Genomic DNA, 24,749 nt, shown 5'->3' with positions numbered 1-24,749 from the left:
CGTTCACCAACCGTATGTACGTACGGTTTGATGAACGGTGCTTTTTTGCGTTGTTGTTTGGGGGAGGGGATGAGCGTCATGATTCCGGTAAAAGTGGTTCTGGCTGTAGGTAGCCGGGATTATATCGAGCCACTGCTGAATTATGTACACGGAAGCGAGTACGCCAGAAGGCTGAGAGTAACGGCATTTTCGCAGCCGGAGGCATTTCGCCAATACATGATGGAAACGGCTGGAATGAAAAAGCCGGATGTAGTGGTGGGTGAAGCAGCCTTTTTGAGTCTGTGGACAGATCGGGAAGCTTCTGATATTCCTTGTCTGGTGCTGCATGAGGGAGAACAGGTGAGCGAATACGGACAACCTTTATTAAAATATCAGCCTTTGTCTGAGCTGGTGGGCTTTATTTTGGAAACGGTGAGACAGCGGACAAGTGGGCAGCAGAGCGTGAACAGCCGGGAAGGCGGAATGATTATTGGCATGGTTGCGGCTTCCGGTGGGTTGGGTAAGACAACGGCTGCGCTCAATATATCAAAGCAGCTGGGATATGAGGGGTATTCGGTTTTTTATTTGAATTTGGAAACGGTGGATTCAAGTTCGTTGTTCACGGGTTCCGGCAGTTCTAGCGGAGCAGAAGGAGAGGGGCTGTCCAGACTACTTTATGATCTCAAGGCAGCGGGGCATGAGGGAAATCCCTTATCTGTCGCTTCGTATTGTGTGCGCCGTTCTGAAATTCAGGCCGACACCTTTCAGCCTGTCGATAACCGCAAGGAACTGATGGACATGACCTGTGATGAGGCGGTAGAGCTGATTCGGACGATTGCCGAAAGCGGACAGTATGATGTTGTAATCGTAGATGGCGAATCCGAAAATGGTGACCGGGCTCAAGCTGTACTCGAAGCCAGCCATAAGCTGATCTGGCTGCTGGCGGACGATTTAATGAGCATGCACAAGTGCGGGCTATGGCTGGATGTTCTGGAGGCCACACAGCCGGAAGGACTTGAAGCCATGCTGACCAAAACCCGCTTTGTGGTGAACCGTTATATGGGGAGTATGGTCAACTCGCTACCTCGGGACTTTATGGAGCTGAGCGGAGCGCTGCCCTACATTCCTTCATGGAAGCAGATGCAGCATCGTGAGCTGCTGCTTAGTTCGCCGATTTATCAGCGGGAAATTCGCCAGCTGTGCCGCGAGCTGCTGAATGTGGAGACTGTAACACAGCCACCCGCCGCTTGGTCTTAAAGGAGGACGATGAACATGAATGAAGAACGGTTTCGTGCACTACGAGCGGATATCCGGGGAGGACTGGACGTCACGTCCTCGGTAGGGGATGCAGAGTTAGTGCGGCATATTGAAAATCGAATTTTGCATGACACAGAGCTGGCAGGTTTGACCTCCAGAGAAAAGCATGCGCTGGTCCGTAAAATTTTTAATTCCTTCCGTGGGCTGGATGTGCTCCAGCCGTTGATCGATGATCCCACGGTTACGGAAGTTATGATTAACAGTCATCGGGAAATTTTTGTGGAGCGGGCAGGTGAGGTGATCCAGGCACCCGATCAATTTGAATCCCGTGAGCGACTGGAGGATTTGATCCAGACGATTGTAGCCGGGGTGAACCGGATTGTGAATGAGTCTTCGCCGATTGTCGACGCCCGATTAAAGGATGGATCACGCGTAAATATTGTGCTACCGCCAGTCGCTCTCAAAGGGCCGACGATGACGATACGGAAGTTTCCCGAGCGTCCAATGACGATGGATGACTTGATACGAATGGATGCGCTGGATGCAGAAGTAGCCAATATGCTCAAGGACTTGGTACGCAGCAAGTACAATATTTTTATAAGCGGCGGTACGGGGTCTGGTAAAACGACCTTTCTGAATGCATTATCCCAATTTATTCCGCCATCGGAACGGATTATTACGATTGAGGACTCGGCAGAGCTGCAAATTGTAACTGTCCCTAATCTGGTTTCCATGGAAACACGGAATGCCAACACCGAGGGGAAGGGGGAAATCACGATTCGTGATCTGATTCGTTCCTCCCTGCGTATGCGTCCCAATCGCATTGTGGTGGGTGAGGTCAGGGGGAGTGAGGCCTTGGATATGCTGCAAGCAATGAATACTGGCCACGATGGAAGTTTGTCAACTGGCCACGCAAATAATATCCGTGATATGGTCAGCCGGCTGGAAACGATGGTGCTCGGAGGGGCAGAGCTTCCGCTTGGAGTAGTCCGGCAGCAGATCAGCTCGGCCATTGATATATTCGTTCATCTGTCACGGTTGCGCGACAAGTCCAGACGGGTGCTGGAAATTAGCGAGGTAACTGGCTTTGAAAATGGTGAAGTGATGCTCAATCCGCTCTATCGTTTTCAGGAACGGGGCGAAAGTAAAGGACGAATCGTCGGAGGGCTGGAGCGTTGTGGTGAAGGTTTGCAACATACGTTGAAGCTGCAAATGGCCGGTATGAAGCCGGAAAGCTGGAGCAGGGGGAAAGCATCGGTATGAAGCCAGGAAAAGCGGCTGTGAAGCCGGAGCAAGCATCCCATCAGACTACTTCCCTGCCAGACTATACGGTATATACATTGTCATCTGTGCAAAAAAGCCTGTGTATCCTCTTTAGTGGCGTGCTATTCGCGATGATCGGCTATCTTTTTTATCATCAATGGATATTGTCGTTGCTGTGCGCTGCCGGAGCTTTGGTGACGCCTCGTTATTTTCGGCAGTTTTTGCTGCAACGGCGCAGGTCGGCTCTAAGCATTCAATTCAAGCAGGCTTTATATTCGCTCTCGTCTTCCCTTTCGGCGGGGAGGTCGGTGGAAAACGGCTTTCGTGAGGCCGTGGAGGATTTAAGGCTGCTTAGCCCGGATGGAGATCATGATCTGATTTTTGAATTTAACATTATTACAGCCTGTCTGGAAATTGGACAACCCGTGGAGACGGCTTTGCAGGATTTTGCTCGTCGAGCGCAGATGGAGGACATTACGAATTTTGCGGACGTGTTTGCAGCTTGCAAACGAACCGGGGGTGATCTGGTGGAGGTCGTGCGACGGGCTTCAAGTGTTATAGGGGAGAAGCTGGAAATTCAGCAAGAGATCGGTGTGATGATCGCGCAGAAACGTTTTGAATCAAGGGTTATGTTTGCGGCGCCTTTTCTGTTTGTACTGTTTATGACAATGACTGCGGGAGATTACATGATGCCGTTATACAGCGGGACAGGTATGATTTTGTCTACCTTTTGCCTATTGGTGCTTGGTGGCTGTCTCGTATGGATCAACCACATTATGAAAATTGAGGTGTAAGGAGAGATAGGCGTGATGATGTTGGTTTGTCTGGTCATGCTGGTTCTGCAAGTGGGAGGTTGGGGGGTGCTGAACCGGATGTACGCTGCTAAGTATGCGAGCTTTCGTCATATGAAGCTGGAGGGACTGCGGCTGCAAAGGCTCTCGGTTCCTTTCGTACACATGATCCATGCTTCACGTGCCGCCCAAAGACTGCCTTTGCTGATGTTCAAGCTCCAGCGCTCGGTACAAAAGCTGTACGGTATGCGCAACAGCGGGGAAAAAACGATGCTTTTTCTGGCCGAAATGGTGGGTTACGGATACATGATGGCCGCTGGTGGAGCTTTAATATCGCTCATGATGGGCGGGGATGCGACCGGGCTGGTGCTCGGATTGGGGCTGGGTATTCTGGTGCCCATCGCGCTGGTCAAGGATCTGCACGGAAAGGTACAGAAGCGGGATCAGCAAATTTTAATGGAATTGCCTGAATTACTGAGTAAAATCATGCTTTTGGTCGGCGCAGGCGAGACGGTACAACGGGCATTGCTTCATTGCGTGGAGCGCAAAGGGGCGGATACGGTACATCCGTTGTACCGGGAGCTGCGTCAGACGGTGGGGGAATGGGAAAGCGGCTATTCCTTTCAACAGGCATTTGAGCATTTGAGCAAGCGCTGCGGCATTCAAGAAATGACGGTATTTACGACAACGGTGTTGCTGAATATGAGACGCGGCGGGAGCGATTTTGTGATGGCTTTACGTGAGTTGTCCCAGACACTATGGAACAAGCGGACCTCAATTAGCCGCACAAGAGGGGAGCAGGCTTCATCTAAGCTGGTATTTCCGATGGCGTTGATTTTGCTAACGGTTATTGTGCTGGTGGGTGCTCCCGCTTTAATGATGATGAATATGTAGGAGGAATACTACGATGATGACATTAGTAGCAGGCAGTATTCGTAAATTGTACAAGGATGAGGACGGTTTGGGTACGTTAGAAATGATTCTGATTATCGCGATTCTGATTGCGGTGGCGATTATTTTCAAGGATCAGATCAAGAAGATTGTAGAAGGTCTGTTGAAAAAAGCGGATAAAAAGAGTAACGACTTCATGGATTCATAATGCTGCGCAATTTGGCACACAAAGAGGACGGGAGCTTCTCATTGGAAGCTTCCCTCGTCTTTCCCATACTGTTGCTGGTCATTTTTGTGATGTTATTTTTTTGCCTGTACATATATCAAAAATCCATCTTGGTGCAGGTCGCTTCTACGGCTTCGGAACGAGCCGCTTATAGCTGGGACAACAGCTTAAAGGAACCGCGTACAGGCGCTTTTGCCCAAGGACAACGGGATTCGCTCTATTGGCGCTTGAAGGATGATGTTATGCTGGGTGCTTTGTTTGGGTGGGCTGGAGCCAATAATCAGGTAAGTGTGCAGGTGCCCGGTGGCGGTGGGGGAGGCGATTTGCCTGCTCAGAAGCTGTCCAATGCCGAAAGAGGTATGCCCGCCGGTATGCAGGGACAGATGGCATATGAGAACAGCCTGACCAGCCGCAAGGTGACGACAGAGCTGAATAAAATGGTGAAGGTACCTTTGCTGAATCAGTTTCTGGATCAGACAGATTTGCAGGGGACGATGAGCTCGGGTGTGGTAGAGCCTGTGGAATGGATTCGCACGGTAGAGCTGGTTCGATATTACGGAGCAAAATTTATGGGCAGAGGCTCAGGTGAAAAGATAAATCCGGCAGTTGCAGGACAAGTATTAACGCAATATGGACAGAACGGTCCGTAAGAAGCGGAGAACACGAATGGACTGGAAGGGAGGAAGCAAGTGTTTGGAAAAGGACGTAATGCTAAGGATAGCGAGCTAGGAGCCGTCACGGTCTTTTTGATTCTGATTTTAGCGGTCATGTTTGGCTTTATTGCTGTTTTTATTGATTATGCACGAATTGCCGCGCTGCATGTGCAAACCGAACGGTTGACCCATGCGGCAGTTCGTTCAGTTATGTCTGCCTATGATCCGGCATTGCAACAGGATTACGGTCTGTTTGCCTATGGTGAGAGCAGTGGAGAGCAAATTATGGTCAAAGTGCTGAACGACAGCGCCAAGCGTACACCGCATGCAAACACACTGCCGCTTATGAATACGAAGCTGGATTCAAGCTCTTTGCACATGGAAAGAGAGCTTGGTAAATATGCCATATTTAACGAGCAGATTCGTGAAGAAATGAAGTATAAAGCGCCTGTCGATTTTACAGTGGAAGTGCTGGAAAAGCTGAAGCCGCTCTCTCAGAACATGAAAGAGGCCTCGCATACGGTTGATTTGCTGAAACGGCTGCAAAAGCTGTATGACAAACGTGAGTCCAAGCTGGATGACATGCTGGAAAAGCAGCGTGAGGCAGGAGCTTATATGGAAGAGGTTCGCAAACGGATCATTAAACAGAGGGGCGCGTATATTCCTAATCAGTATATTTGGGATTCCCTTGAGGTTGTAGCCGATATTGCTGCCCAATATAAGCATTACGTGCATGTGTATGAGGATAATAAAAAGAGTGTAGACGACGTTAAAATCATGCAGATCGAGAAATATGCGAGCAGGGCGAGATCGGCACTTGATCGTCTGGGTCAAGCCATGACCAAGGTAGGAAAAGAGCATGATGAGCTGCTTGTAGAGGCTAAGGAGCCGCTGAATGAAGCCAGGCAAATTAACGAAGAGATGCGTCTAGTCATTGCTCAATATAAACAGAGGGCTGCCAATGCAGGGTATGATGAGGTTTCCGCAGCCCCTACTCCGAGTGGAGGGAGCTCCAGTGCTGATCCGTCTGTAGGAAGCGCAAGGCAGAAGGCTGACGATTTATTGATTCCAGATAAGGAATTTGATCAGATGGAAGCGAATATAGAAAAGCAACGAATAGCTATTCGTACGGTTAACAACAGATTAACGAGTATGATCCGCACATTATCCTTTTATACAGATCCGAATCTCAATACAGATATGTTCAGACAAGAAGTGATCTCAACGCTCAAGGAAATGGATCAATATTTGAATGCATATGCCTGGTCAGGACCTTCTAATGTACTCGATGGTGAAGCCAGAGCAATGGACACGCGACGTGGACCTGATAAAGAACGCAAGAAAATGGAAAAAGAGGCGAAGAGCAAGCTCAAGCAAGCCTATCAGATCATTGAAATGCTTTCCAAAGGTACACAAAGTGCCGGACCATTTCAAAAGCTGGAGCAGTATTACAATGAAAGTATCTCTTTTAACCAGTCTGCATCCAGCCCGTCTGTATCCGCTGATTTGTCCTATGATACCTATGATGCGGCAGGAGCTTCCATGGACAGTATGGATGGTCTATACGGGGCGGCATCCGGCTTGCTGACGCAACTGGGGGATGAATTTTTCCAGAATGAATATGCGCTTTCTTACTTTAACCACGTGGATTTTAGCCGATTTGGCAGTTTAGCCGGATCAGGTGGGAGGGTGGGAAATACAGCGCAAATTTTGGGAGATCAACTGGAGCTGAATAATCAGGAGGTCGAGTACATTCTGTACGGTTTCCATAATCCGACTGGAAACCTGGCCTCCGCTTATGGCGAGATTTTTGCTATGAGGCTGGCCATTCGCACGATGGAGGGTTTGGTCAAAAATAGCTCCAAGGGCAATCCGTTGGTCGTTTTGGCGGCAGCTCTTTTATATGGGGTAGAGAAGGCGATTGAAGATATGATTATGCTGGCCCAGAAGGGGTATGTGCCTTTGTCTGATTTTCTGAAATTTCGAATGACGTATAAGGATCATTTGAGATTGTTCCTCATGCTCCATAGCAATAATGAACGGAAAATGTCCCGTATGCTGGCCCTGATCCGTCTGAATACAGATGTCAATCCTGCTGAACGGCAAACGTATGCAAGGGGCGAGGTTAAGAATGGGATGCGGCTGTGGTTTTTACCTGGGGTGATGAAGATGCTGGGCACTGCCTCAGAGGAAGGCGAAAGCATTAAGGGAAGTGTGTACTATGTTACGAAAACAGCGCATTTTTCTTATTAATCGGTATTTACAGCGGATTGGTGGACGGAGTCGCCGTGAACAAGGGAGTATCGTTTTAGAGGCGTCGCTAGTGTTGCCGTTGTTTCTATTTTTTATTATTTTTCTAATTTATATGGTACAGATGACGCTGGTATCTACTGCCTTGCAGACCACCGCTTCAGAAGCGGTTAAACAGGTTTCGGCTAAAATCTATCCGGTATCTCTGGCGGTGGATGCGGCGTCTGCGAAAATAGATGCAGTCCGCCAGCCGCTGGATGAGCTGCCCAAGTTATCTGTGAGTGAATATGCAAGCCAATTCGCTGCCCAGCTGCCACCTCCCATCGGTGATTGGGTGGAAAGCGCTGTGCAGGGGGGAAAAAAGCCCATGGAGGAGCTACGTGGGCGCTTGACAGAAGCCGCGCTTGATCCTGTTCTAAAGCCGCTGTTAAAGCCTTTTATAGAGGACAGCATTCTGGAGTATGACCGTATACATGTAACGAACGTGCATGTGCCGTCTCTTACGGGAAATAAGGACCCTTATTTTAGGGTGGAGTTGTCTTATGAGCTGCCGATGAAGGTTCCCTTTCTGTATCGTAGCATTGTGCTTCAGGCGGCGGCAGAGGAACGTCTTTGGATCGGTGATACGGGAGAGGGAGCAGGTACAGGAGATGCTACAGCGGTTAAGGATGCCAGGGGTTCCATACAGTTGCTTGCCAAGCCTGAGCCTGCCGTGAAGGGTGTATATAACTTGATCAAGGCCAAAGTGGAACCCGGAACGTCAGCTAATCTTTCTGTACTTTATAAGTCGGGCCAAAGCACGGCTCAACACTTGGGCTGGACCTCTGCCGATGCGGACGGGATTATTGAATGGAACTGGTTTGTAGGTACAAACACGACACCTGGTCAATGGAGCTTTGTGATCGAAACGGACGATGGACAACGTATCGAGGTTCCATTTTCGGTAGAGAAGACGACCGACGGGGAGAGGAACACGGATGGTTCGCCATAGCACGGATATATGGGAACGATGCGAATAGATAGAGAAAATAACGATGGAAAAGGTTTGAAACGCTTCGTGCTTATCATTAAGGGGGGAATTGCATTGACGTGGATGTATATCGTATGTGGTGTTTTGCTGGCGATTGCGCTGGTCACGGATTTACGTAGTATGAAAATTCCTAACAAGCTTACGATGCCCGGCATGGCGGTGGGCTTGCTGTTTAATACGGTGTTTGGGGGCTGGCATGGATTTTTATTTGCAGCGGCTGGAGTGGGTACGGGATTTGGCTTCATGTTGATTCTGTACTGGATGGGAGCTGTAGGTGCTGGCGATGTGAAGCTGTTTGGCTTGATCGGAGCATGGACGGGGGCCGCTTTTGCATGGCAATCGGCTCTCTATTCGATTTTTTTCGCGGGTATTATTGGTTTGGTGATCCTGCTGTGGAGACGGGAAACCATCATGAGATTGCGGCGTGTGGCTTTTAATCTAGGAGGATTCTTTCTGTTTCGCAGCGGCAAGGCGCTGACAAACGGGAGGGAAGCACACCTCAGATTTCCTTTTATGACCGCCGTCATTCCGGGAGCGATCAGTGCTTATCTTTATTTTTTGCCATAACTTACGCAGTTGGGTAGATATGATGGTACTCACGGGGATCGGGAAAATGCTAAGGAGGTCATGAATTGTTTGGTTTAAGCAGGGATTTTGCCCGCAACGGCGGGACATTTATGATTTTGAACAAGGAAGGCGGGCTTAAGACCGATGATTTAAATTCCGTGCAAACCGGAATGATGACTGGCAATCGGATTCCCGGTCTTCTGGAGCTGAGAATCAAGGACGTCGATTTTCAGGTGGAGCTGCACTACGATATTTCGGGTCAACGTATGCTGTCTCAGATATGGAAGGGAGGAGGAGTGTCGACCTCCGATTTCTACCGGATTCTTTTTGAAGTGGCGGATGCCCTCCATCGTAGTCCGCAGTATATGTTGGATATGCGCCAATTTATTTTGCATGAGGATTATATTTTTATGAGCGGTTCAGGCTCAAGGGAAAACGTCAGTTTAACCTATGTTCCTTTGCAGGGTGTACTGTATGAAGGACAGGCTGGGAGCCAATTTAAGCAATTGGTTATTCGCTTGATGACACATGTGGTTCATTTTCAAGGGGACCATATGCAGCGCATATTTGAACTGTGCGACAAGAATGAATTTGATCCGAGAGCGTTGAGGGAGCTACTGTTGCAAGGGATGACGGTCGGCGCAGACAGCTTTAGCCCTCAAAGTGAAGATGGAGAAGGAAGCAGCAGAGATACCCGTGTTCGAATGGGAGTTCAAGGAGAAGAATCTAAATTTTTCGCCTCAAGGAGCCAGAGATCTCAGAAAAAAATGCATGAGGATCAGGAGACGCTTCAGGAGATTCAGGACCTTAAACGGATCAATCGGCTCAAGCCGTCCGTAAAGCCCCAGGAGAATGATGAGGCAGATGTAGAAATAGAAGAAACGGAGCCTGCGTTGCAGAAGTATAAAACGTACATTGCTTTAGGCTGTCTTCTCGCTTCGGCTATCGTGTGGCGCTATATTTATCTGGACCATCCAGATACGGTGCAGCTCGTTATTTCCGTTGTGCTGACCTTGGTACTCGCAGCCGTTGCTTATATGAGCTGGACGGGGAAATGGGGACGCAAGGGCGCTTCGTCTCCTATCTATGCCGATTCAGTCCCTGTGCTAGATTCGGAATGGCTTGGCGCTTCTCCTGCACAGCGGAAAAATGACCGTTATCAAGTCGATAAGCTGACCGGATTCGTAGCAGGGAGTCAGAATAGGGATAAGCACTCTTCCAATTCAGGTGATCAAGGACAGGAAAGCTGGCGATGGTCTTTTCCTGACCCGGAGTCCGAAAATATGGGTAGCCAGAATGCGGGAGAAAGAGGTAAAGCTTCTGCACTTCACGACTTGCACAAGCCACAGGGGATAGGTGCGGATCGGAGAAATGATTTGGAAGCGAGTGATACCAGCGAGGCATATTATAAGTCGCTGTCTGGTGTGACGGAGCTGCTAAATGCTACATCAAGGCAAGAAACTGTGCTGCTTCGTGCAGATCAAGGGGTACATATTCCACACGTTCAGCAATCACCGATTGCCTGTCTGGAGCGCAAGCCACCGGGAAGTGGAGCGGCCGAGCACATTCGATTGCAGCCGGATCAATTTGTTGCAGGCAGCTTCTTCATCGGAAGAGAGCCACAATTGGTACAGTTTGTGGAGCATACGGAGGGAGCGTCCCGTTCTCATATTGAGCTTTGTATTGATGCAGAAGGGCAAGGTCACATTGTCAAGGATTTGTCCTCGACGAACGGAACCGTTCTGAACGGAGAGCCAATGGTGCCATACAAGGAGTATGCAATGAAGGACGGAGACACTTTTAAAATAGCCGGAGTATCCTATACTTATCGGCTGGAATCTTTTAAATCTTCTTCCAATGCCTCTTGAGTGAAGGGTAGTTTATTTATGTGTGTATAGAAAAAAAGAAGCCCGTTTAATGTATTGGGCTTCTTTTTGACGTTTAAGTTGGGGGGAGCTATTGAGTATTTTGATTCAATTTATCATCTGGAGTATGTTCAATGACATCTGTCAAATTACATTCTAGCTTGTTACATATATCGTCGATAATTTTCATAGCTATGTACTCGTTACGCCACATTTTAGCGGCAGTTGACGGGGAAATATTCATTAGTTTTATAAACTCCATTTTAGAGATTTTCTTTTTAATTAAAGTTATTTGTAATGGTTCAAAACTAATCATTTATCATTCTCCTTATTTAGTACCAGGTAACATAAAAAAATATGATATAATTCCAACAAGTCGGAAATAATTACGCGAAAACAGTTGAATAATAAAAAGGTTGGTGACATCATTTATAATAAGTCGTAAATATATGCGACAAAGTGAAAAAAAGTGTTTTAAAGAGAAACTGGTGAAACAAAGCTAAGCTATATCATATCATCCTAAAAAAATGATGTACAGCACCCTAGCTTTGCTATGCCCATTTTACCAGAATAGAACTGGAGATGATACTTATGATTACAAGATATAAATTCAACAAACAAGAAATTAAAAACATTATTCGCATTCGACAAGTTTGGGGACAAGAAATAAGTAGTGAAGAAACAGAGTTGTATTATTACCACATTATGGACGTGCTTAATCGAAAATGGCAAACGATTGGCTATAACGTTTCAGACGCTATTCGAGTATTTCAAAATGGATGTGACGATAAATGGACATATATTATTGAGCAAGCCCCATATAATTCTGATCTCACTACTAATGATCTAATTAATATGCTTAGTATTACTTCTGATGCTTCCCGTACTCGAAATGCTATACAAATTATACTGAATACAGTTGAAAGACGAAATGACTTTGTTAATCGAATGGTTAATGTGAACGAAGAAAGTACACTTCTTCTTTTACGCGCGATGCAAGAGCAATATCTTACGTATAATCAACTTTCAGACGAGGAATTTATGAAACTGTACACTGTAAATCCAGTGAATGCCTTAACTTTATATTTCCTTGAACCCGTGGACATTATTGCGTTTTGGGAGTGGGAAACTGCTGGTGGTACGTGTGAAAAAGCCATTCAATATAAACTTGAAAAACCTTTGATGACTTTGATTCAGGCGATAGAACGTGCTGAGGATGAAACAAGTCTGTCTTTCCTTTGAGAAGTACATAAACGAATAGAAGATATCAACAATCCCTCTATTCCGTAAAGGAGCTTATCTATGTACAAAACCGGAAGACTCATTGACGGTAAACTTTTTCTCAATACTTGCGACGGTAAATGGATTAGTCTTCGATTACTCATTCTTCTTGTGAAAAGAACGTGTGAATGACGATTTGCTGATACTCGGGACTGAGTCTTTTGATACAGGCAAAAAGATGTATTTTTCTTATAACAATTAGGAATTGAGACGGTTTTCCATGAATTTGAATAATGCTATCATGTCATAACGAACCTGAACCGAGGTAAATTATGACAACCATTAAAGTGACACCGGAACAACTGATGTCTGTCTCCAAGCAATTTGAGCTTGCACAGAAAACGGCGAATCAGATGAATAATCAATTGACACAGCGCATTTCTTTTATGGAACAATCATGGGATGGTACAACGAAGCAACGCTTTTACTATGATTTTCATAGCGTTCAAAAGAATATGAATGACTTTGTTACCCTGACGGATTCCATTGCGAGGGAGTTACGTCACCATGCGGATAAATTCAGATTAGCGGATCTGATGGAAGCAGGGAAAATAGATGCAAGTTGCTTACCGCCTCCACCTAATTCATGTGCCGTTCCTGCTCCAGATACACGAAACGCGTTCCAGAAATCGGCAGATAGCTTGACCGAGCTGGGTGAGGATTTTGTAGCCGCCAATTCGGTGCGCTATGAGAAGAAATTCGATTCGGTATGGAGCTTCCTAGATTATATGTCATATGGTATTCCAAAAGGAATGTATCAAGGATATATGGAACGAGCAGCTAAACAAAACGATTCATGGAATGACATGCTCAATTTCGGTACATTTGGAGTAACGGGTATGATCCAGGGGGCCTTTAATCCCACCAATGCATGGTCAAAGGAACACTGGACTAATATGATCGGTACAGCTGGATTATTTGGAGGAGTTAGTTCAGTAATCAAGCCCAAGATTGGATTGGGATCGTCAATAAAATACGAGGTGAAATCTGGAGCTACTATTCAAGTTGAAGGGACTTCGAATCGATTATCTGATACTATGTTAGGTAAGAATGATGCTGACCCGTTCAGGGATATATATGGCCCCGGCCGACTTTCTCATCCAGAAGAGTGGAATAACATTATTAAAAATACACAAGAAGCCGGAGTTGAAGTTAGGATTCTGGATAGAGATATTATGGCATATGCCCCCAAAGGATCCGGCAAGCCCGGACAACTGAATATATATGAGGATGCTTCAATTAGTGCATTGCGACATGAGTATCAACATTTCCTTGATGATAAGGCTAAAGGATTTCCTAGTTTGGAGGTAACATATGAATTCAAAAGTAGGATTATCATGGAGCTTAGAGCTTATATGGTGGAGATAAAAGAAGCAGAGAGGATTGGAAATAAGGAACTTGCAGAGCACCTCTGGAACAATTACAGGGATGAACGGCAGTATCTTTTGGAGAATTATGGGCCAGTTAAACTAGATTGAATGGAGATCATAAAATGAAGCTACTTACTTTATCTAAAGAAATACGAGAGGGAAAAATAAGTGACGATCAATTGGTGGAATGTTTGGATATCCAGCATAATCAGGTTCAGCTGAATGCAATGAGTCAGATCGCTAAAAAGAAGCTGTGTAGTGAGGAAATAATCGAAAAATTGAAACATATTAGCCAGTTCAGAGATCCCAAGATAAACAAGCTTTTTGGTATTGATACTCTTGGACACTATAGTATTGCTGTGCTTCGAGTATTAAACACTTCGGAATCTATAAAACAATATGAAATGCTGATGACTGAGCTTGATGATTTTGATAAAGAAATAGTTGAAAGAATAGCTGGAGGCATAGGTTAATAGGCATTGCAAGCAATCTGTCATAGCTCTCCAATATGTAACTAAAATCATCTTGTGTGAAAATATTTCATACCTAATAAAAGAGGAACCCTAAGCTGATAAAGATCTTATCGGTCCAGAGTTCCTCTTTTTAAATTCAATGCTGCTTATGAGGAGAATGTAGTTCCTCCAGAGCTTCCTTCAGTGAAGGATAGTTAAATTGAAATCCGTGCTCCAGCGCTTTGCGCGGGATTACTTTTTGACCATCCAATACGAGGGTACTCATCTCACCGACTAGCTTTTGTACGAGAACGCCGGGAACGGGAAACCAGTGTGGGCGGTGGTATACCTCAGCCACGGTTTTCCCGAACTGGTCATTCGTCAACGGGTATGGTGATGATGCGTTTACAGCCCCGGTGATATCCGGCGTATGGATGCAGTGGGTGATCAGGCGGACGATATCCTCAATATGTATCCAGCTCATCCATTGGTTACCGCTGCCTATTTTGCCGCCGAATCCGAAGTTGTAAGGCAGCTTCATGAGTGGGAAAGCCCCGCGTTTGCTGTCCAGCACGAGACTAATGCGCAGCTTGATTAACCGGGCATCGGAAGGGTAGGCGTTGGCGGCTTCTTCCCACTGCTCGACCACTTGAGACAGAAAGTCTTCCGAACGGCGCGGGCTGGTTTCATCGAACGTTTCAGTAAGCGATGTGCCATAGGCGGCGACAGCCGAAGCCTGAATGATGACTTCGGGCTTTTTTTGCAGAGCATTTAGTGTTTGGGCTAATTTGGCAACAGACAGCAGGCGTGATTGGAGAATTCTTTGCTTGGACTTGTCCGTCCAGCGCTGATTCAGTGTCTCTCCTGTCAAATTAATGGCCGCGTCTGTGCCCTCTAATGATTCCGGCTTTTGCTTCAGTTCGTTCCAGCTCATATATTGCAAGCGTGGGCTCGCTTCGTGACCTACCATAGGTTTACGGGTGATTACCTTCACCGTGTGCCCGTCGTTGAGCAAGCTTTTGGTCAGCGCACACCCTACTAATCCAGTACCTCCGCATATGACGATGTTCATGGAGTTTGACTCTCCTTCCGATTCGCAAAAAATATATATGTTATAGAATATAACCCTTTTTGAGAAAAAAACCTCATTCGAATGTACCTGTATACGCTAAAGGATGTCAATCCATGCTTTCATTTACCTCGTTTCCCTTTACGTGTAATCCTGTTTTGTGTGTGCACTACCATAAAAGCCATGTTGTTTGATTTCAATAATCACGTTAAAATGATTAAATCAAAATAAGCAAGCATAACAGGATAACAAGGATAAGGAGATGAAACCGAATCATGCTGAAAATTGGTTCTCATGTGTCCTTCTCGGACAAGGGTCTGCTCAGCGCTACGAAAGAAGCGTCTTCTTACGGGTCCAGCTCGTTCATGATATACACGGGGGCACCGCAAAATACGCGCCGTAAGCCGATGGAATCCATGTATCTGGAGGAAGGCAAGCAGTTGATGGCTGAAAAAGGGATGGAGGATATCGTGGTGCATGCCCCGTATATTATCAATCTCGGCTCTTACAAAGAAAATACCTATGAGCTCGCGGTCAGCTTTCTACAGGAGGAAATTCGTCGCACCCACGCGATCGGCGTGAAAAACATCGTGCTTCATCCGGGCGCTTTTACCGATAAGGATGCAGAGTACGGCATTCAGCGTATTGCTGATGGCTTGAACGAGGTACTGAACGGCGTGAAGGAGACGGATGTTAACATTGCGCTGGAAACGATGGCGGGCAAAGGTACCGAAATGGGCCGCAGCTTCGAAGAAATTGCCTCCATTATAGATAAAGTAGAGCACAACGAGCGTCTTACCGTTTGTATGGATACCTGTCACATTCACGATGCGGGCTATGACATTGTGAATGATCTGGACGGCGTGCTGGAGCAATTTGATCGTATTGTCGGGCTGGACCGTATCGCTGTGGTTCACGTTAATGACAGTAAAAATGCGGTTGGCGCTCATAAAGATCGTCATACTCCGATTGGATCGGGCTGGATCGGCTATCAGACCATTCATAACGTGGTGCATCACGAAGCGCTTCAAGGCCGCCCGTTTATTTTGGAAACGCCATGGATTGGGAAGGAAGCCAAAACCCAGCGTCCGATGTATGAGGTTGAAATCGCTTTGCTTCGCGGGAATGTGAAGGAGCGTTTTGGCGAAGAATTTTTGGGTCAGGTAGAGCAGTTGCATTCGTTTTTCAAAAAACAGGGTGTGGACGTGCGTAACTTTGTGCTGGATACCTGGACGCTGCTGAAAAATGATGCCAAAGCGAAAAAGGCCGATCCGCGCGAGCCGCTGGAACGTCTGTATGACATGGTAACGGAAGCAGCACTGTTTCCGGAGTTGAGCGAAGAACATATTAATCATCGTCTGATTGCCTGGTTTGCCAGCAGTCATTTGCCAGTGACGGTATAAGCCAAGGGGGATTTGTAGCCACATGGAACTTCACGTAAAACATCAGCCAAACAGCACTCAATCTGCGCATGAAAACCGTGCGCGTATGCTCGTATCCTGTCCTGATGGCCCGGGTATTGTAGCGGCCGTGTCTCGCTTTTTGTACGAGCATGGCGCCAATATTGTTCAATCTGATCAATACACAATGGACCCGTCTGGCGGTATGTTTTTTATGCGGGTTGAATTTGATCTGCCAAACTTGAGTGATACCCAGCCCCAACTGGAGCAGGATTTTGCCGCGGTTGCAGAACAATTCCGGATGGAGTGGACGATTTCTGCGGTCAGCCGCAAGAAAAAACTGGCCATTTTCGTTTCCAAAGAAGATCACTGTTTGGTAGAGCTGCTGTGGCAATGGCAGGCAGGAGATCTGGACGCGGATATTTCATTGGTGGTTAGTAATCATCCGGATATGAAGGAGTATGTGGAATCGTTTGGCATCCCATATCACCATATTCCGGTGACAGCCGATACCAAGCCGGAGGCGGAGCGCCGTCAACTGGAGGTCATTGGTGAAGATATCGACGTCATTATTTTGGCCCGGTACATGCAGATTATTTCACCCAAGTTTATTGAGCATTACCGTAACCGAATCATTAATATCCATCATTCGTTCCTGCCTGCATTCGTGGGTGGGAAGCCATATGCTCAAGCCTATAATCGCGGTGTGAAAATTATTGGCGCTACCGCGCATTATGTAACTGAGGAACTGGACGGCGGCCCGATCATCGAACAGGACGTGCAGCGGGTAAGCCACGGTGATGATGTCAATGAGTTAAAACGGATCGGTCGCACCATTGAGCGGGTCGTTTTGGCAAGAGCCGTAAAGTGGCATGCGGAGGACCGAATTTTGGTTCATGAAAATAAAACGGTCGTTTTTAACTGATTTTTATATTTTTTAAAATATAAGAGTTCATACTTCTTACAAGCAAAGCCCGTCAAAATGACGGGTTTTTTGCTTTTTTCTACAGAATGCGGGTGTCAAAATCGGACAAAATGCATTATTTTTCGCAATTTTATGATTTTTTAAATGAGGTTAATACTTTACGGGTATATTTATATGAGGTACTCGGTACGACATTTCGACAACCATCTTTATAAACGATCTGGCAAACCTGCACGGCAAATGGTACAATACTTAAGAATGTATAAGTCATATTGAAACATTCAAGCAGATTCACTCACTTCAATAGGCGTCGTTTCTATATCGGATGGTGCTGTTGGAGAGTATGACCGAATGCAATTGACATACTTTATACAATATGAGGAGGCTAACTATGACTGACCAGAATCAAGCGATTCAAAAGGATGAAAACTCCACGATCGACAATTTGTCCATTACGACAATCCGTACGTTGGCAATTGATGCCATCGAGAAAGCAAACTCGGGACATCCCGGTATGCCGATGGGTTCCGCGCCGATGGGCTACCAACTTTTTGCTAAAACGATGAATCATAACCCGAATCACCCTACATGGATTAACCGTGACCGTTTTGTACTGTCCGCAGGACACGGCTCCATGCTGTTGTACAGCCTGCTGCACCTGAGCGGCTATGATCTGCCTATGGAAGAACTGAAACAATTCCGTCAATGGGGCAGCCTTACACCAGGTCACCCTGAGTTTGGGCACACTGCTGGTGTAGACGCTACGACCGGACCTCTGGGACAAGGTGTAGCTATGGCCGTAGGTATGGCAATGGCTGAAGCTCAACTGGGCGCAACCTATAATAAAGATCAATTCAAAGTTGTGGATCACTTCACGTATGCAATCTGCGGCGACGGCGATCTGATGGAAGGCCTGTCTCACGAAGCGGCTTCATTGGCTGGACGTCTGCGTCTGGGCAAGCTGATCGTATTGTTTGATTCCAATGATATTACACTGGATGGCAAGCTGGATCTGTCTTCTTCCGAGAGTGTTGCAAAACGCTTTGAAGCTTACAACTGGCAAGTGCTGCGCGTAGAAGACGGTAACGACCTTCCAGCGATCCAAAAAGCAATTGAAGAAGCACAAGGCGACTCCACACGTCCTACGTTGATTGAAGTGAAAACAGTCATCGGCTACGGAAGCCCGAACAAACAAGGTAAAGGCGGACATGGCGGTACTCACGGTTCCCCACTGGGTGCAGACGAAGCCAAGCTGACTAAAGAATTTTACAAATGGGTATACGAAGAGGACTTCCATGTACCGCAAGAGGTTCGCGAGCATTTTGCTAAAGTAAAAGAGCGCGGCATCGCAGCGAACAAAGCATGGGATGAGCAGTTTGCGAAATACAAAGCGGCTCACCCTGACCTGGCAGCTCAGTTCGAAACAGCCGTAAACGGCGACCTTCCAGAAGGATGGGACCGTGACCTTCCGAAGTACACAACTGAAGACAAAGCAGTTTCGACTCGCGTGGCTTCTGGTAATGCACTGAACGGATTGGCTCCAAACGTACCGTTCCTGACTGGCGGATCTGCCGATCTGGAAAGCTCCACGATGACACACTTGAACAACCTGACGAACTTTACGCCAGAAGACTATGCCGGCCGTAACATCTATTTCGGTATCCGCGAGTTCGGTATGGCTGCTGCGATGAATGGTATGACATTGCACCAAGGGGTAAAAGTATTCGGCGGTACATTCTTCGTGTTTACGGATTACCTGCGTCCGGCCGTTCGTCTGGCAGCTCTGATGGGATTGCCTGTAACTTACGTTCTGACTCACGACAGTATTGCTGTTGGTGAAGACGGCCCGACTCATGAGCCGATCGAACAATTGGCTTCTCTGCGTATTATTCCGAATCTGACGGTTATTCGTCCGGCGGATGGTAATGAAACTTCCGCTGCTTGGGCTTACACGCTGGAAAACAAGAAAAACCCGGTTGCTCTGGTATTGACTCGTCAAAACCTGCCAATCCTGGCTGCTACTGCTGAACATGCACGCGAAGGTATCAAACGCGGTGCTTATGTCGTTGCAGATGCGACAGACGGTAAGCCGGTTGCTCAAATTCTGGCTACGGGTTCCGAAGTACAACTGGCTGTTAAAGCTCAGGAAGCACTTGCGGAACAAGGTATCCAAGTACGCGTTATCAGCTTCCCAAGCTGGGATCTGTTCGAAAAACAAGACAAGGCATACAAAGATTCCGTTCTGCTGCCTGAAGTAAAAGCTCGTTTGGCTGTAGAAATGGCTTATCCACTGGGCTGGGAAAAATATGTCGGCGACCAAGGCGACATTCTCGGTATCAGCACATTTGGCGCATCCGCACCTGGCGACCGCGTCATTAAGGAATATGGCTTTACGGTAGAGAACGTTGTTAATCGTGTAAAAGCTTTGTTGAAATAAAACAACCTATTAAACAGACAGTCGTAACCTGAGGCTTACGGCTGTTTGTTTCATGCATTGAGGAATTTTGTGGCCTTGTGTATTTTTATACTGAGGCTTGGATTAGAACTATGTTATGATGATGCATAAATTTCATTCAACCATTGATGAGCAGATGAGGGGATAACGAATGACACAGTTTGATGGAGTCAGCGTAGTTAAAAAAGCAAATATATATTACGACGGTCAGGTTACAAGCCGTACGGTCATTTTGGGTGATGGCAGTAAGGTAACATTGGGGATTATGCTGCCGGGAACGTATGAATTCGGCACGGATTCCCGTGAGATCATGGAGATTTTGGCAGGGGATTTGAAGGTGTTGCTTCCAGGTGCTGAGGAGTGGCTGGAAATACAGGGAACGGCAACGTTCCACGTGCCTGCGCAGTCTTCATTCAAGCTGGAGATACGAAGCGTAACGGATTACTGCTGTTCTTACCCAGAATAATAGTGGTGGAAAAAAGGGCAAGCACCACTCGATTTAAGTCAAGTGTGCTTACCCTATAAGCTATGCGATATGTACAAAAGCACAGCAACATGGTTAAAGAGAAGGATGCGGCTTATTCGAGTGGCTTACCACCAATAGTGCGGCCGATCCACGCTTCATAGGTCTTCACGACAGCGGACAAGTCCTCGTCGCCGTAGCCTTGCGTTTGCCCGGCTTGAAACAGGCTTTTGGCAATGGACAGCATAGGCGTCGGAATGGACAGGCTATCCGTCAGCGAGGCAGCGAGCTTCAAGTCTTTGAGCATCAAGGCAAGTGAGAACTGGTTGCTAAAATCATGCTCGATGATTTTGCGTCCTTTCAGATCAGCAGCCTTGCTTCCAGCCGATCCTAGCTGTACCAGCTCTAGGAAGCTTTCCGCCGGAATACCGGATTTGGCGGCGATGGCAAAGCCCTCAGCCAGAGCGAGATTGTTAATACCGACCATCGTGTTATGTGCGAGCTTGGCTACAGCCCCGCTGCCATTCGGTCCCATGTGGAGCACTTTTTTGCCCAGCGTATCAAAAACGTCCGACTGTGCGGCAATGGCCTCCGCGCCACCGCCGACCATGAACACGAGCGTACCGTCCACAGCAGCAGGCTTACTGCCCGTTACCGGAGCATCAATGAAGGAACAGCCCAGCCTGTCCGCTTCGGCGGCCAGCTGTTTGACCAGCTCAGGTGAAATGGTGCTGTTGTCCATCACGGTTACACCAGACGTGAGGCCGGCAAACACGCCGTCCTCGCCGTAGTAGATATCACGGATCGAGTGATCATCACTGACCATGGTAATGACCAGCTGCTGACCTTCAGCCGCCTCACGAGGCGTTGAAGCCGTACGAGCGCCTTGCTCTACAAGTGGCTCACAGCGTGAGGCGGTGCGATTGTAGACCGTGACTCCATATCCCTGCTTCAGCAGATTGGATGCCATCGGGGCGCCCATGGTGCCCAGTCCGATAAATCCGATGTTTTTCATAGCTAATCACCTTTCTTGTTGGAGGTTGCCGTCCGATGCAGATGCGAGTTCGGCTTGAATTGACTGCTTAAATATAGGTTGATCTCTATTTATTGTAGCATGGGTATCCCACCCTATCTACACTAGGGTCTGGCAAGGCACCGGACGTACAGGTAACGCAAGCTTGTCAGGCCCTGCAAATTAAAGTATCCTATTGCTAAGTCCTTATGTTCGTATTCATGGTCTTAGCAATACAAAACAGGAGGTTCCAAACATGTCTAAAAAAGTTATTTTCGATTACACCAAAGCGCTCTCCTTTATAGGGCAGCACGAAATTGATTATTTTGCAGAACCGATCAAGCTGGCTCATGAGCAGCTTCATAACCAAACCGGTGTAGGTTCCGATTTCCTGGGTTGGATTGACTTGCCTACCAATTATGATAAAGAAGAGTTTGCACGCATCCAAAAAGCTGCTGCTAAAATCCAAAGTGATTCCGAAGTGTTGATCGTAATCGGCATCGGCGGTTCTTACCTTGGCGCACGCGCTGCGATTGAAATGCTGTCGCATTCCTTCCATAATGCACTGCCTAAAGACAAGCGCAAAGGCCCGGCTGTTTATTTTGCAGGCAACAACATCAGCTCTACATATGTGAATCATCTGTTGGAACTGATTGAAGGAAAAGACTTCTCCGTGAATGTCATTTCCAAATCAGGTACAACAACAGAGCCAGCTATCGCTTTCCGCGTATTCCGTGCGGCTCTGGAGAAAAAATACGGTAAAGAAGAAGCGCGCAAACGCATTTATGCAACAACAGATAAAGAACGCGGCGCTCTGAAAAAACTGGCTAACGAGGAAGGCTACGAATCCTTCGTTATTCCTGATGATGTAGGTGGCCGTTACTCCGTGCTGACAGCAGTAGGCTTGCTGCCGATTGCTACAGCTGGCATTAACATTGAGGAAATGCTCCAAGGGGCGGCAGACGCTTCCAAGGAATACAGCAATCCGAATGTAGCTGAGAACGAGGCTTACCAATATGCAGCCGTTCGTAACGCGTTGTACCGCAAAGGTAAAGCTATTGAAATTCTCGTGAACTATGAGCCGTCCCTGCATTTCGTTTCCGAGTGGTGGAAACAATTGTTCGGCGAAAGCGAAGGTAAGGATTACAAAGGTATCTACCCTGCTTCCGTTGACTTCTCGACAGACCTGCACTCCATGGGACAATTCATTCAGGAAGGTAGCCGTAACATTTTCGAAACGGTTATCCAAGTGGAAAATGTACCTAGCCACATCACTATCGAAGCAGATGAGGATGATCTGGATGGACTGAACTTCCTGGCAGGCAAAACGGTAGACTTTGTAAATAAAAAAGCATTCCAGGGTACATTGCTGGCTCACACAGACGGACAAGTACCGAATCTGATCGTGAACATTCCTGACTTAAGCCCATACTCCTTCGGGTACCTGGCTTATTTCTTCGAAAAAGCTTGCGGCATCAGCGGCTACCTGTTGGGTGTGAATCCGTTCGATCAACCGGGCGTAGAAGCTTACAAGAAAAACATGTTTGCTCTGCTGGGTAAACCAGGCTTCGAAGAGCAAAAAGCGGAGCTTGAAGCGAGATTGTCCGAATAAGGAAGCTGTAAACTCCTGACTGAAACAGGATTTCAGATAGGAGCGTTATAGTGTATAGCACCAAATAAAGTACAGGAAAGCAGTTCACCGGCTGCCAGAAGCGGGGGACTGCTTTCTTGTAAAATGAAGTAAGGAAGGTTATTTGTGATATGTTGGAACAATACCGAACTGTACGCGGTTCCGGCAGCAAGGAAATTGTGATCCGGAAATCCCGTTTTATCGGTCACATCCAGCCTGTTCAGACCGAGGAAGAAGCGGCTGCTTTTATCGAGCGCATTAAAAAAGAGCATTGGAACGCAACCCATAATTGTTCTGCCTACATGATCGGGGAACGAGACGAAATCCAGAAGCAATCGGATGACGGTGAACCGAGTGGTACGGCGGGCAAGCCCATTTTGGAGGTTATCCGTAACCAGAAGCTGAAAAATGTGGCAATTGTCGTTACCCGTTACTTTGGGGGGATTTTGCTGGGAGCAGGCGGTCTGATTCGTGCATATTCAGACGGTGCTGTTGCAGCCATTGAGGCAGGGGATGCGATTACACGTGTGCTGCATCGTGAAATTTTCGTGGAATTGGATTACACCTGGTTGGGCAAAGTGGAAAATGAATTGCGAAATCGCAGCATCCGTACTGGAGAAACCATGTTTACGGATAAAGTTACCTTAACCTGTCTGCCGCTGGCTGGTGATGCGGAATCCTTCAGCAACTGGATAACAGACTTGACACAGGGGCAATCGCTTGTGTCGGAGGGAGAGCAGCTTTACTTTATTGAAGGGGAATAAATAATATGGCTAGAAGAGCAGTAGAACAGGAGTTGTCAAGAGGGCGGATTCTGGAAGCGGCCAGGCACTTGTTTATTACCAAGGGCTACCGTGCTATTTCAATGCGCAGCATTGGCCAGCATCTGGGTTACAGTCATGGTTCGTTATACTATCATTTTAAAGAGAAGGCTGAACTGTTCTACGCCATTGTAATTGAGGATTTTAATACGTTACGCGGAATTCTACTACAAGGAGCAACAGGCACCCCAGAGGATGGTCTGAATAGACTGGAGCACTTGATGCTGGAGTTTATCCGTTTTGGCTTGGAAAATCCTTATCAATACGAAATTATGTTCATGATGCACGATGAAGAACTGTTCGCATACTGTCGTACAGAGCAAAACCGTTGTGTGGAATTATTCGCGTCCATGATCCGTCAGGAATTAAGTGGTCAGGGACATTCAGAGGAAGATTGTTCACGAGCACCGCAAAGTTTATTTTTATCTATGCACGGCTTTGTGTCCTTTTATATTCAGGATGGTTTAACATTTGAAGAGATCAGGCCCGCTGCTTTGGCACATGTAAAGCTGCTGTGCAGAAACCTATGAGCGTACCTGCAATCACATGCCTTGGCTATGAATCTGTAGGGCGCTTTTCTGGGTATATTCACTTCATGACGGTGCCTTATCATTACGGTACTTTGCGAAAGCGACTAAGATTGTAACAGACGATGATGCATCCAGCAGGAGAACATCATGGTCTGTTTTTTACAAGATCAGCCTTTTATGATTTTTACATGATACTGGCGTCTGCGTGGCCCGTCGAATTCGCAAAAATAAATTCCCTGCCACCGTCCGAGCAACAACTTTCCATCATGAATAATGACAGTCTGAGAGGGTCCCGTGGTGATAGATTTAAGGTGGGATGCCGTATTTCCTTCCTTATGGCGATATTGGGGATGCTCCCACGGATAAACCTCGTCCAGCCTTAAAATCACATCATGTTTGACGTCCGGGTCGGCATTTTCATTAATGGCTATTCCGGCCGTTGTGTGTGGACAATAAATCAGTGCAGTTCCTTCCTGAATTCCGCTTTTTTCGATCAATGAAGCCACCTCGCGTGTAATATCACGCATCTCATCTCGTCCGCTAGTGGATAATTCTAAAGTATGCAACAT

General features: G+C 47.0%; 24 protein-coding genes. 20 read left to right on the top strand and 4 right to left on the bottom strand.

Going from position 1 to position 24,749, the window contains the following annotated elements; all coding sequences use genetic code 11:
• The first annotated feature begins 78 nt into the window (after positions 1–78).
• The 10 genes from L696_RS0103525 (at position 79) to L696_RS0103480 (ending at position 10,775) form a co-directional block, all read left to right on the top strand.
• Positions 79–1,236 carry a P-loop NTPase family protein gene (locus L696_RS0103525; RefSeq protein ID WP_025682421.1) on the top strand — a complete coding sequence of 386 codons (1,158 nt, stop codon included), beginning with the start codon at positions 79–81 and terminating at the stop codon, positions 1,234–1,236.
• A gap of 15 nt (positions 1,237–1,251) precedes the next feature.
• Positions 1,252–2,499 (top strand): TadA family conjugal transfer-associated ATPase, encoded by a 1,248-nt coding sequence (locus tag L696_RS0103520; RefSeq protein WP_025682420.1) that lies wholly within the window; start codon positions 1,252–1,254, stop codon positions 2,497–2,499.
• On the top strand, positions 2,496–3,293 hold the full coding sequence (locus L696_RS0103515; RefSeq protein WP_025682419.1) for a type II secretion system F family protein: 798 nt from the start codon (positions 2,496–2,498) through the stop codon (positions 3,291–3,293). Before L696_RS0103520 ends, L696_RS0103515 begins: the two co-directional genes overlap by 4 nt.
• Before the next feature lie 18 nt (positions 3,294–3,311).
• Positions 3,312–4,184, top strand: coding sequence for a type II secretion system F family protein (locus L696_RS0103510; RefSeq protein ID WP_049827257.1), 873 nt, complete (start codon positions 3,312–3,314; stop codon positions 4,182–4,184).
• Between the two features lie 13 nt (positions 4,185–4,197).
• Positions 4,198–4,389 (top strand): Flp1 family type IVb pilin, encoded by a 192-nt coding sequence (locus L696_RS0103505; RefSeq protein WP_025682417.1) that lies wholly within the window; start codon positions 4,198–4,200, stop codon positions 4,387–4,389.
• A complete protein-coding gene (locus L696_RS0103500) occupies positions 4,389–5,057 on the top strand; it encodes a TadE family protein (protein ID WP_025682416.1) in 669 nt (222 codons plus the stop codon). Before L696_RS0103505 ends, L696_RS0103500 begins: the two co-directional genes overlap by 1 nt.
• A 39-nt stretch (positions 5,058–5,096) precedes the next feature.
• Positions 5,097–7,313 (top strand): hypothetical protein, encoded by a 2,217-nt coding sequence (locus tag L696_RS0103495; RefSeq protein WP_025682415.1) that lies wholly within the window; start codon positions 5,097–5,099, stop codon positions 7,311–7,313.
• Positions 7,282–8,301 (top strand): TadE/TadG family type IV pilus assembly protein, encoded by a 1,020-nt coding sequence (locus L696_RS0103490; protein ID WP_025682414.1) that lies wholly within the window; start codon positions 7,282–7,284, stop codon positions 8,299–8,301. The genes L696_RS0103495 and L696_RS0103490 overlap by 32 nt, the downstream gene beginning before the upstream one ends.
• Before the next feature lie 93 nt (positions 8,302–8,394).
• Complete coding sequence (locus L696_RS0103485) at positions 8,395–8,907, top strand: A24 family peptidase (protein WP_025682413.1); 513 nt, start codon at positions 8,395–8,397, stop codon at positions 8,905–8,907.
• Between the two features lie 65 nt (positions 8,908–8,972).
• The gene (locus tag L696_RS0103480; protein WP_025682412.1) at positions 8,973–10,775 is read left to right on the top strand and encodes a DUF6382 domain-containing protein; all 1,803 of its coding nucleotides are present in this window, start codon (positions 8,973–8,975) and stop codon (positions 10,773–10,775) included.
• 88 nt (positions 10,776–10,863) lie between these two features.
• On the opposite strand, the gene L696_RS0103475 is transcribed toward L696_RS0103480, so the two are convergent.
• On the bottom strand, positions 10,864–11,088 hold the full coding sequence (locus L696_RS0103475; RefSeq protein WP_014280414.1) for a helix-turn-helix domain-containing protein: 225 nt from the start codon (positions 11,086–11,088) through the stop codon (positions 10,864–10,866).
• 275 nt (positions 11,089–11,363) lie between these two features.
• Between L696_RS0103475 and L696_RS31365 the strand changes: the two genes are divergently transcribed.
• The 3 genes from L696_RS31365 (at position 11,364) to L696_RS0103460 (ending at position 13,896) form a co-directional block, all read left to right on the top strand.
• Positions 11,364–12,014, top strand: a complete 651-nt coding sequence (locus L696_RS31365; RefSeq protein ID WP_025682411.1) for a hypothetical protein — start codon at positions 11,364–11,366, stop codon at positions 12,012–12,014.
• Positions 12,015–12,325: 311 nt separating this feature from the next.
• The gene (locus L696_RS0103465; protein WP_025682410.1) at positions 12,326–13,531 is read left to right on the top strand and encodes a WXG100 family type VII secretion target; all 1,206 of its coding nucleotides are present in this window, start codon (positions 12,326–12,328) and stop codon (positions 13,529–13,531) included.
• 14 nt (positions 13,532–13,545) lie between these two features.
• Positions 13,546–13,896, top strand: a complete 351-nt coding sequence (locus L696_RS0103460; protein ID WP_025682409.1) for a hypothetical protein — start codon at positions 13,546–13,548, stop codon at positions 13,894–13,896.
• A 136-nt stretch (positions 13,897–14,032) separates the two neighbouring features.
• On the opposite strand, the gene L696_RS0103455 is transcribed toward L696_RS0103460, so the two are convergent.
• A complete protein-coding gene (locus tag L696_RS0103455) occupies positions 14,033–14,947 on the bottom strand; it encodes a TIGR01777 family oxidoreductase (RefSeq protein ID WP_025682408.1) in 915 nt (304 codons plus the stop codon).
• Between the two features lie 272 nt (positions 14,948–15,219).
• Here L696_RS0103455 and L696_RS0103450 point away from each other — a divergent pair, with 272 nt between their 5' ends.
• From L696_RS0103450 to ppnP, 4 genes are all read left to right on the top strand, one after another.
• On the top strand, positions 15,220–16,347 hold the full coding sequence (locus L696_RS0103450) for a deoxyribonuclease IV (protein ID WP_025682407.1): 1,128 nt from the start codon (positions 15,220–15,222) through the stop codon (positions 16,345–16,347).
• A 22-nt stretch (positions 16,348–16,369) separates the two neighbouring features.
• A complete protein-coding gene (gene purU, locus L696_RS0103445) occupies positions 16,370–17,269 on the top strand; it encodes a formyltetrahydrofolate deformylase (protein ID WP_025682406.1) in 900 nt (299 codons plus the stop codon).
• Between the two features lie 391 nt (positions 17,270–17,660).
• Positions 17,661–19,706 (top strand): transketolase, encoded by a 2,046-nt coding sequence (gene tkt / locus L696_RS0103440; protein WP_025682405.1) that lies wholly within the window; start codon positions 17,661–17,663, stop codon positions 19,704–19,706.
• 169 nt (positions 19,707–19,875) lie between these two features.
• Positions 19,876–20,190, top strand: a complete 315-nt coding sequence (gene ppnP, locus L696_RS0103435) for a pyrimidine/purine nucleoside phosphorylase (protein ID WP_025682404.1) — start codon at positions 19,876–19,878, stop codon at positions 20,188–20,190.
• Between the two features lie 112 nt (positions 20,191–20,302).
• Here the strand turns inward: ppnP and L696_RS0103430 are convergent, their stop codons facing one another.
• Positions 20,303–21,202 (bottom strand): NAD(P)-dependent oxidoreductase, encoded by a 900-nt coding sequence (locus tag L696_RS0103430; protein ID WP_025682403.1) that lies wholly within the window; start codon positions 21,200–21,202, stop codon positions 20,303–20,305.
• Between the two features lie 253 nt (positions 21,203–21,455).
• On the opposite strand from L696_RS0103430, the gene L696_RS0103425 reads away from it, so the two are divergent.
• The 3 genes from L696_RS0103425 (at position 21,456) to L696_RS0103415 (ending at position 24,180) form a co-directional block, all read left to right on the top strand.
• Positions 21,456–22,811: a glucose-6-phosphate isomerase gene (locus L696_RS0103425; RefSeq protein WP_025682402.1), complete on the top strand. Its 1,356-nt coding sequence runs from the start codon at positions 21,456–21,458 to the stop codon at positions 22,809–22,811.
• Positions 22,812–22,960: 149 nt separating this feature from the next.
• On the top strand, positions 22,961–23,593 hold the full coding sequence (locus L696_RS0103420) for a YigZ family protein (protein ID WP_014280426.1): 633 nt from the start codon (positions 22,961–22,963) through the stop codon (positions 23,591–23,593).
• A 5-nt stretch (positions 23,594–23,598) separates the two neighbouring features.
• Complete coding sequence (locus tag L696_RS0103415; RefSeq protein WP_025682401.1) at positions 23,599–24,180, top strand: TetR/AcrR family transcriptional regulator; 582 nt, start codon at positions 23,599–23,601, stop codon at positions 24,178–24,180.
• A gap of 167 nt (positions 24,181–24,347) precedes the next feature.
• On the opposite strand, the gene L696_RS0103410 is transcribed toward L696_RS0103415, so the two are convergent.
• Positions 24,348–24,749 carry a secondary thiamine-phosphate synthase enzyme YjbQ gene (locus L696_RS0103410; protein ID WP_025682400.1) on the bottom strand — a complete coding sequence of 134 codons (402 nt, stop codon included), beginning with the start codon at positions 24,747–24,749 and terminating at the stop codon, positions 24,348–24,350.

This window comes from Paenibacillus maysiensis (genome assembly GCF_000520815.1).
GTDB classification, from domain to species: Bacteria; Bacillota; Bacilli; order Paenibacillales; family Paenibacillaceae; genus Paenibacillus; species Paenibacillus maysiensis.
This window is presented reverse-complemented; position numbering and strand designations above follow the sequence as displayed.

Bases quoted from the DNA above. Each gene is read 5' to 3' on its own strand.
- L696_RS0103525 (WP_025682421.1), top strand. From the start codon at position 79: ATGATTCCGGTAAAAGTGGTTCTGGCTGTAGGTAGCCGGGATTATATC.
- L696_RS0103520 (WP_025682420.1), top strand. From the start codon at position 1,252: ATGAATGAAGAACGGTTTCGTGCACTACGAGCGGATATCCGGGGAGGA.
- L696_RS0103515 (WP_025682419.1), top strand. From the start codon at position 2,496: ATGAAGCCAGGAAAAGCGGCTGTGAAGCCGGAGCAAGCATCCCATCAG.
- L696_RS0103510 (WP_049827257.1), top strand. From the start codon at position 3,312: ATGTTGGTTTGTCTGGTCATGCTGGTTCTGCAAGTGGGAGGTTGGGGG.
- L696_RS0103505 (WP_025682417.1), top strand. From the start codon at position 4,198: ATGATGACATTAGTAGCAGGCAGTATTCGTAAATTGTACAAGGATGAG.
- L696_RS0103500 (WP_025682416.1), top strand. From the start codon at position 4,389: ATGCTGCGCAATTTGGCACACAAAGAGGACGGGAGCTTCTCATTGGAA.
- L696_RS0103490 (WP_025682414.1), top strand. From the start codon at position 7,282: ATGTTACGAAAACAGCGCATTTTTCTTATTAATCGGTATTTACAGCGG.
- L696_RS0103475 (WP_014280414.1), bottom strand. From the start codon at position 11,088: ATGATTAGTTTTGAACCATTACAAATAACTTTAATTAAAAAGAAAATC.
- L696_RS31365 (WP_025682411.1), top strand. From the start codon at position 11,364: ATGATTACAAGATATAAATTCAACAAACAAGAAATTAAAAACATTATT.
- L696_RS0103465 (WP_025682410.1), top strand. From the start codon at position 12,326: ATGACAACCATTAAAGTGACACCGGAACAACTGATGTCTGTCTCCAAG.
- L696_RS0103460 (WP_025682409.1), top strand. From the start codon at position 13,546: ATGAAGCTACTTACTTTATCTAAAGAAATACGAGAGGGAAAAATAAGT.
- L696_RS0103455 (WP_025682408.1), bottom strand. From the start codon at position 14,947: ATGAACATCGTCATATGCGGAGGTACTGGATTAGTAGGGTGTGCGCTG.
- L696_RS0103450 (WP_025682407.1), top strand. From the start codon at position 15,220: ATGCTGAAAATTGGTTCTCATGTGTCCTTCTCGGACAAGGGTCTGCTC.
- purU (WP_025682406.1), top strand. From the start codon at position 16,370: ATGGAACTTCACGTAAAACATCAGCCAAACAGCACTCAATCTGCGCAT.
- tkt (WP_025682405.1), top strand. From the start codon at position 17,661: ATGACTGACCAGAATCAAGCGATTCAAAAGGATGAAAACTCCACGATC.
- ppnP (WP_025682404.1), top strand. From the start codon at position 19,876: ATGACACAGTTTGATGGAGTCAGCGTAGTTAAAAAAGCAAATATATAT.
- L696_RS0103430 (WP_025682403.1), bottom strand. From the start codon at position 21,202: ATGAAAAACATCGGATTTATCGGACTGGGCACCATGGGCGCCCCGATG.
- L696_RS0103425 (WP_025682402.1), top strand. From the start codon at position 21,456: ATGTCTAAAAAAGTTATTTTCGATTACACCAAAGCGCTCTCCTTTATA.
- L696_RS0103420 (WP_014280426.1), top strand. From the start codon at position 22,961: ATGTTGGAACAATACCGAACTGTACGCGGTTCCGGCAGCAAGGAAATT.
- L696_RS0103415 (WP_025682401.1), top strand. From the start codon at position 23,599: ATGGCTAGAAGAGCAGTAGAACAGGAGTTGTCAAGAGGGCGGATTCTG.
- L696_RS0103410 (WP_025682400.1), bottom strand. From the start codon at position 24,749: ATGTTGCATACTTTAGAATTATCCACTAGCGGACGAGATGAGATGCGT.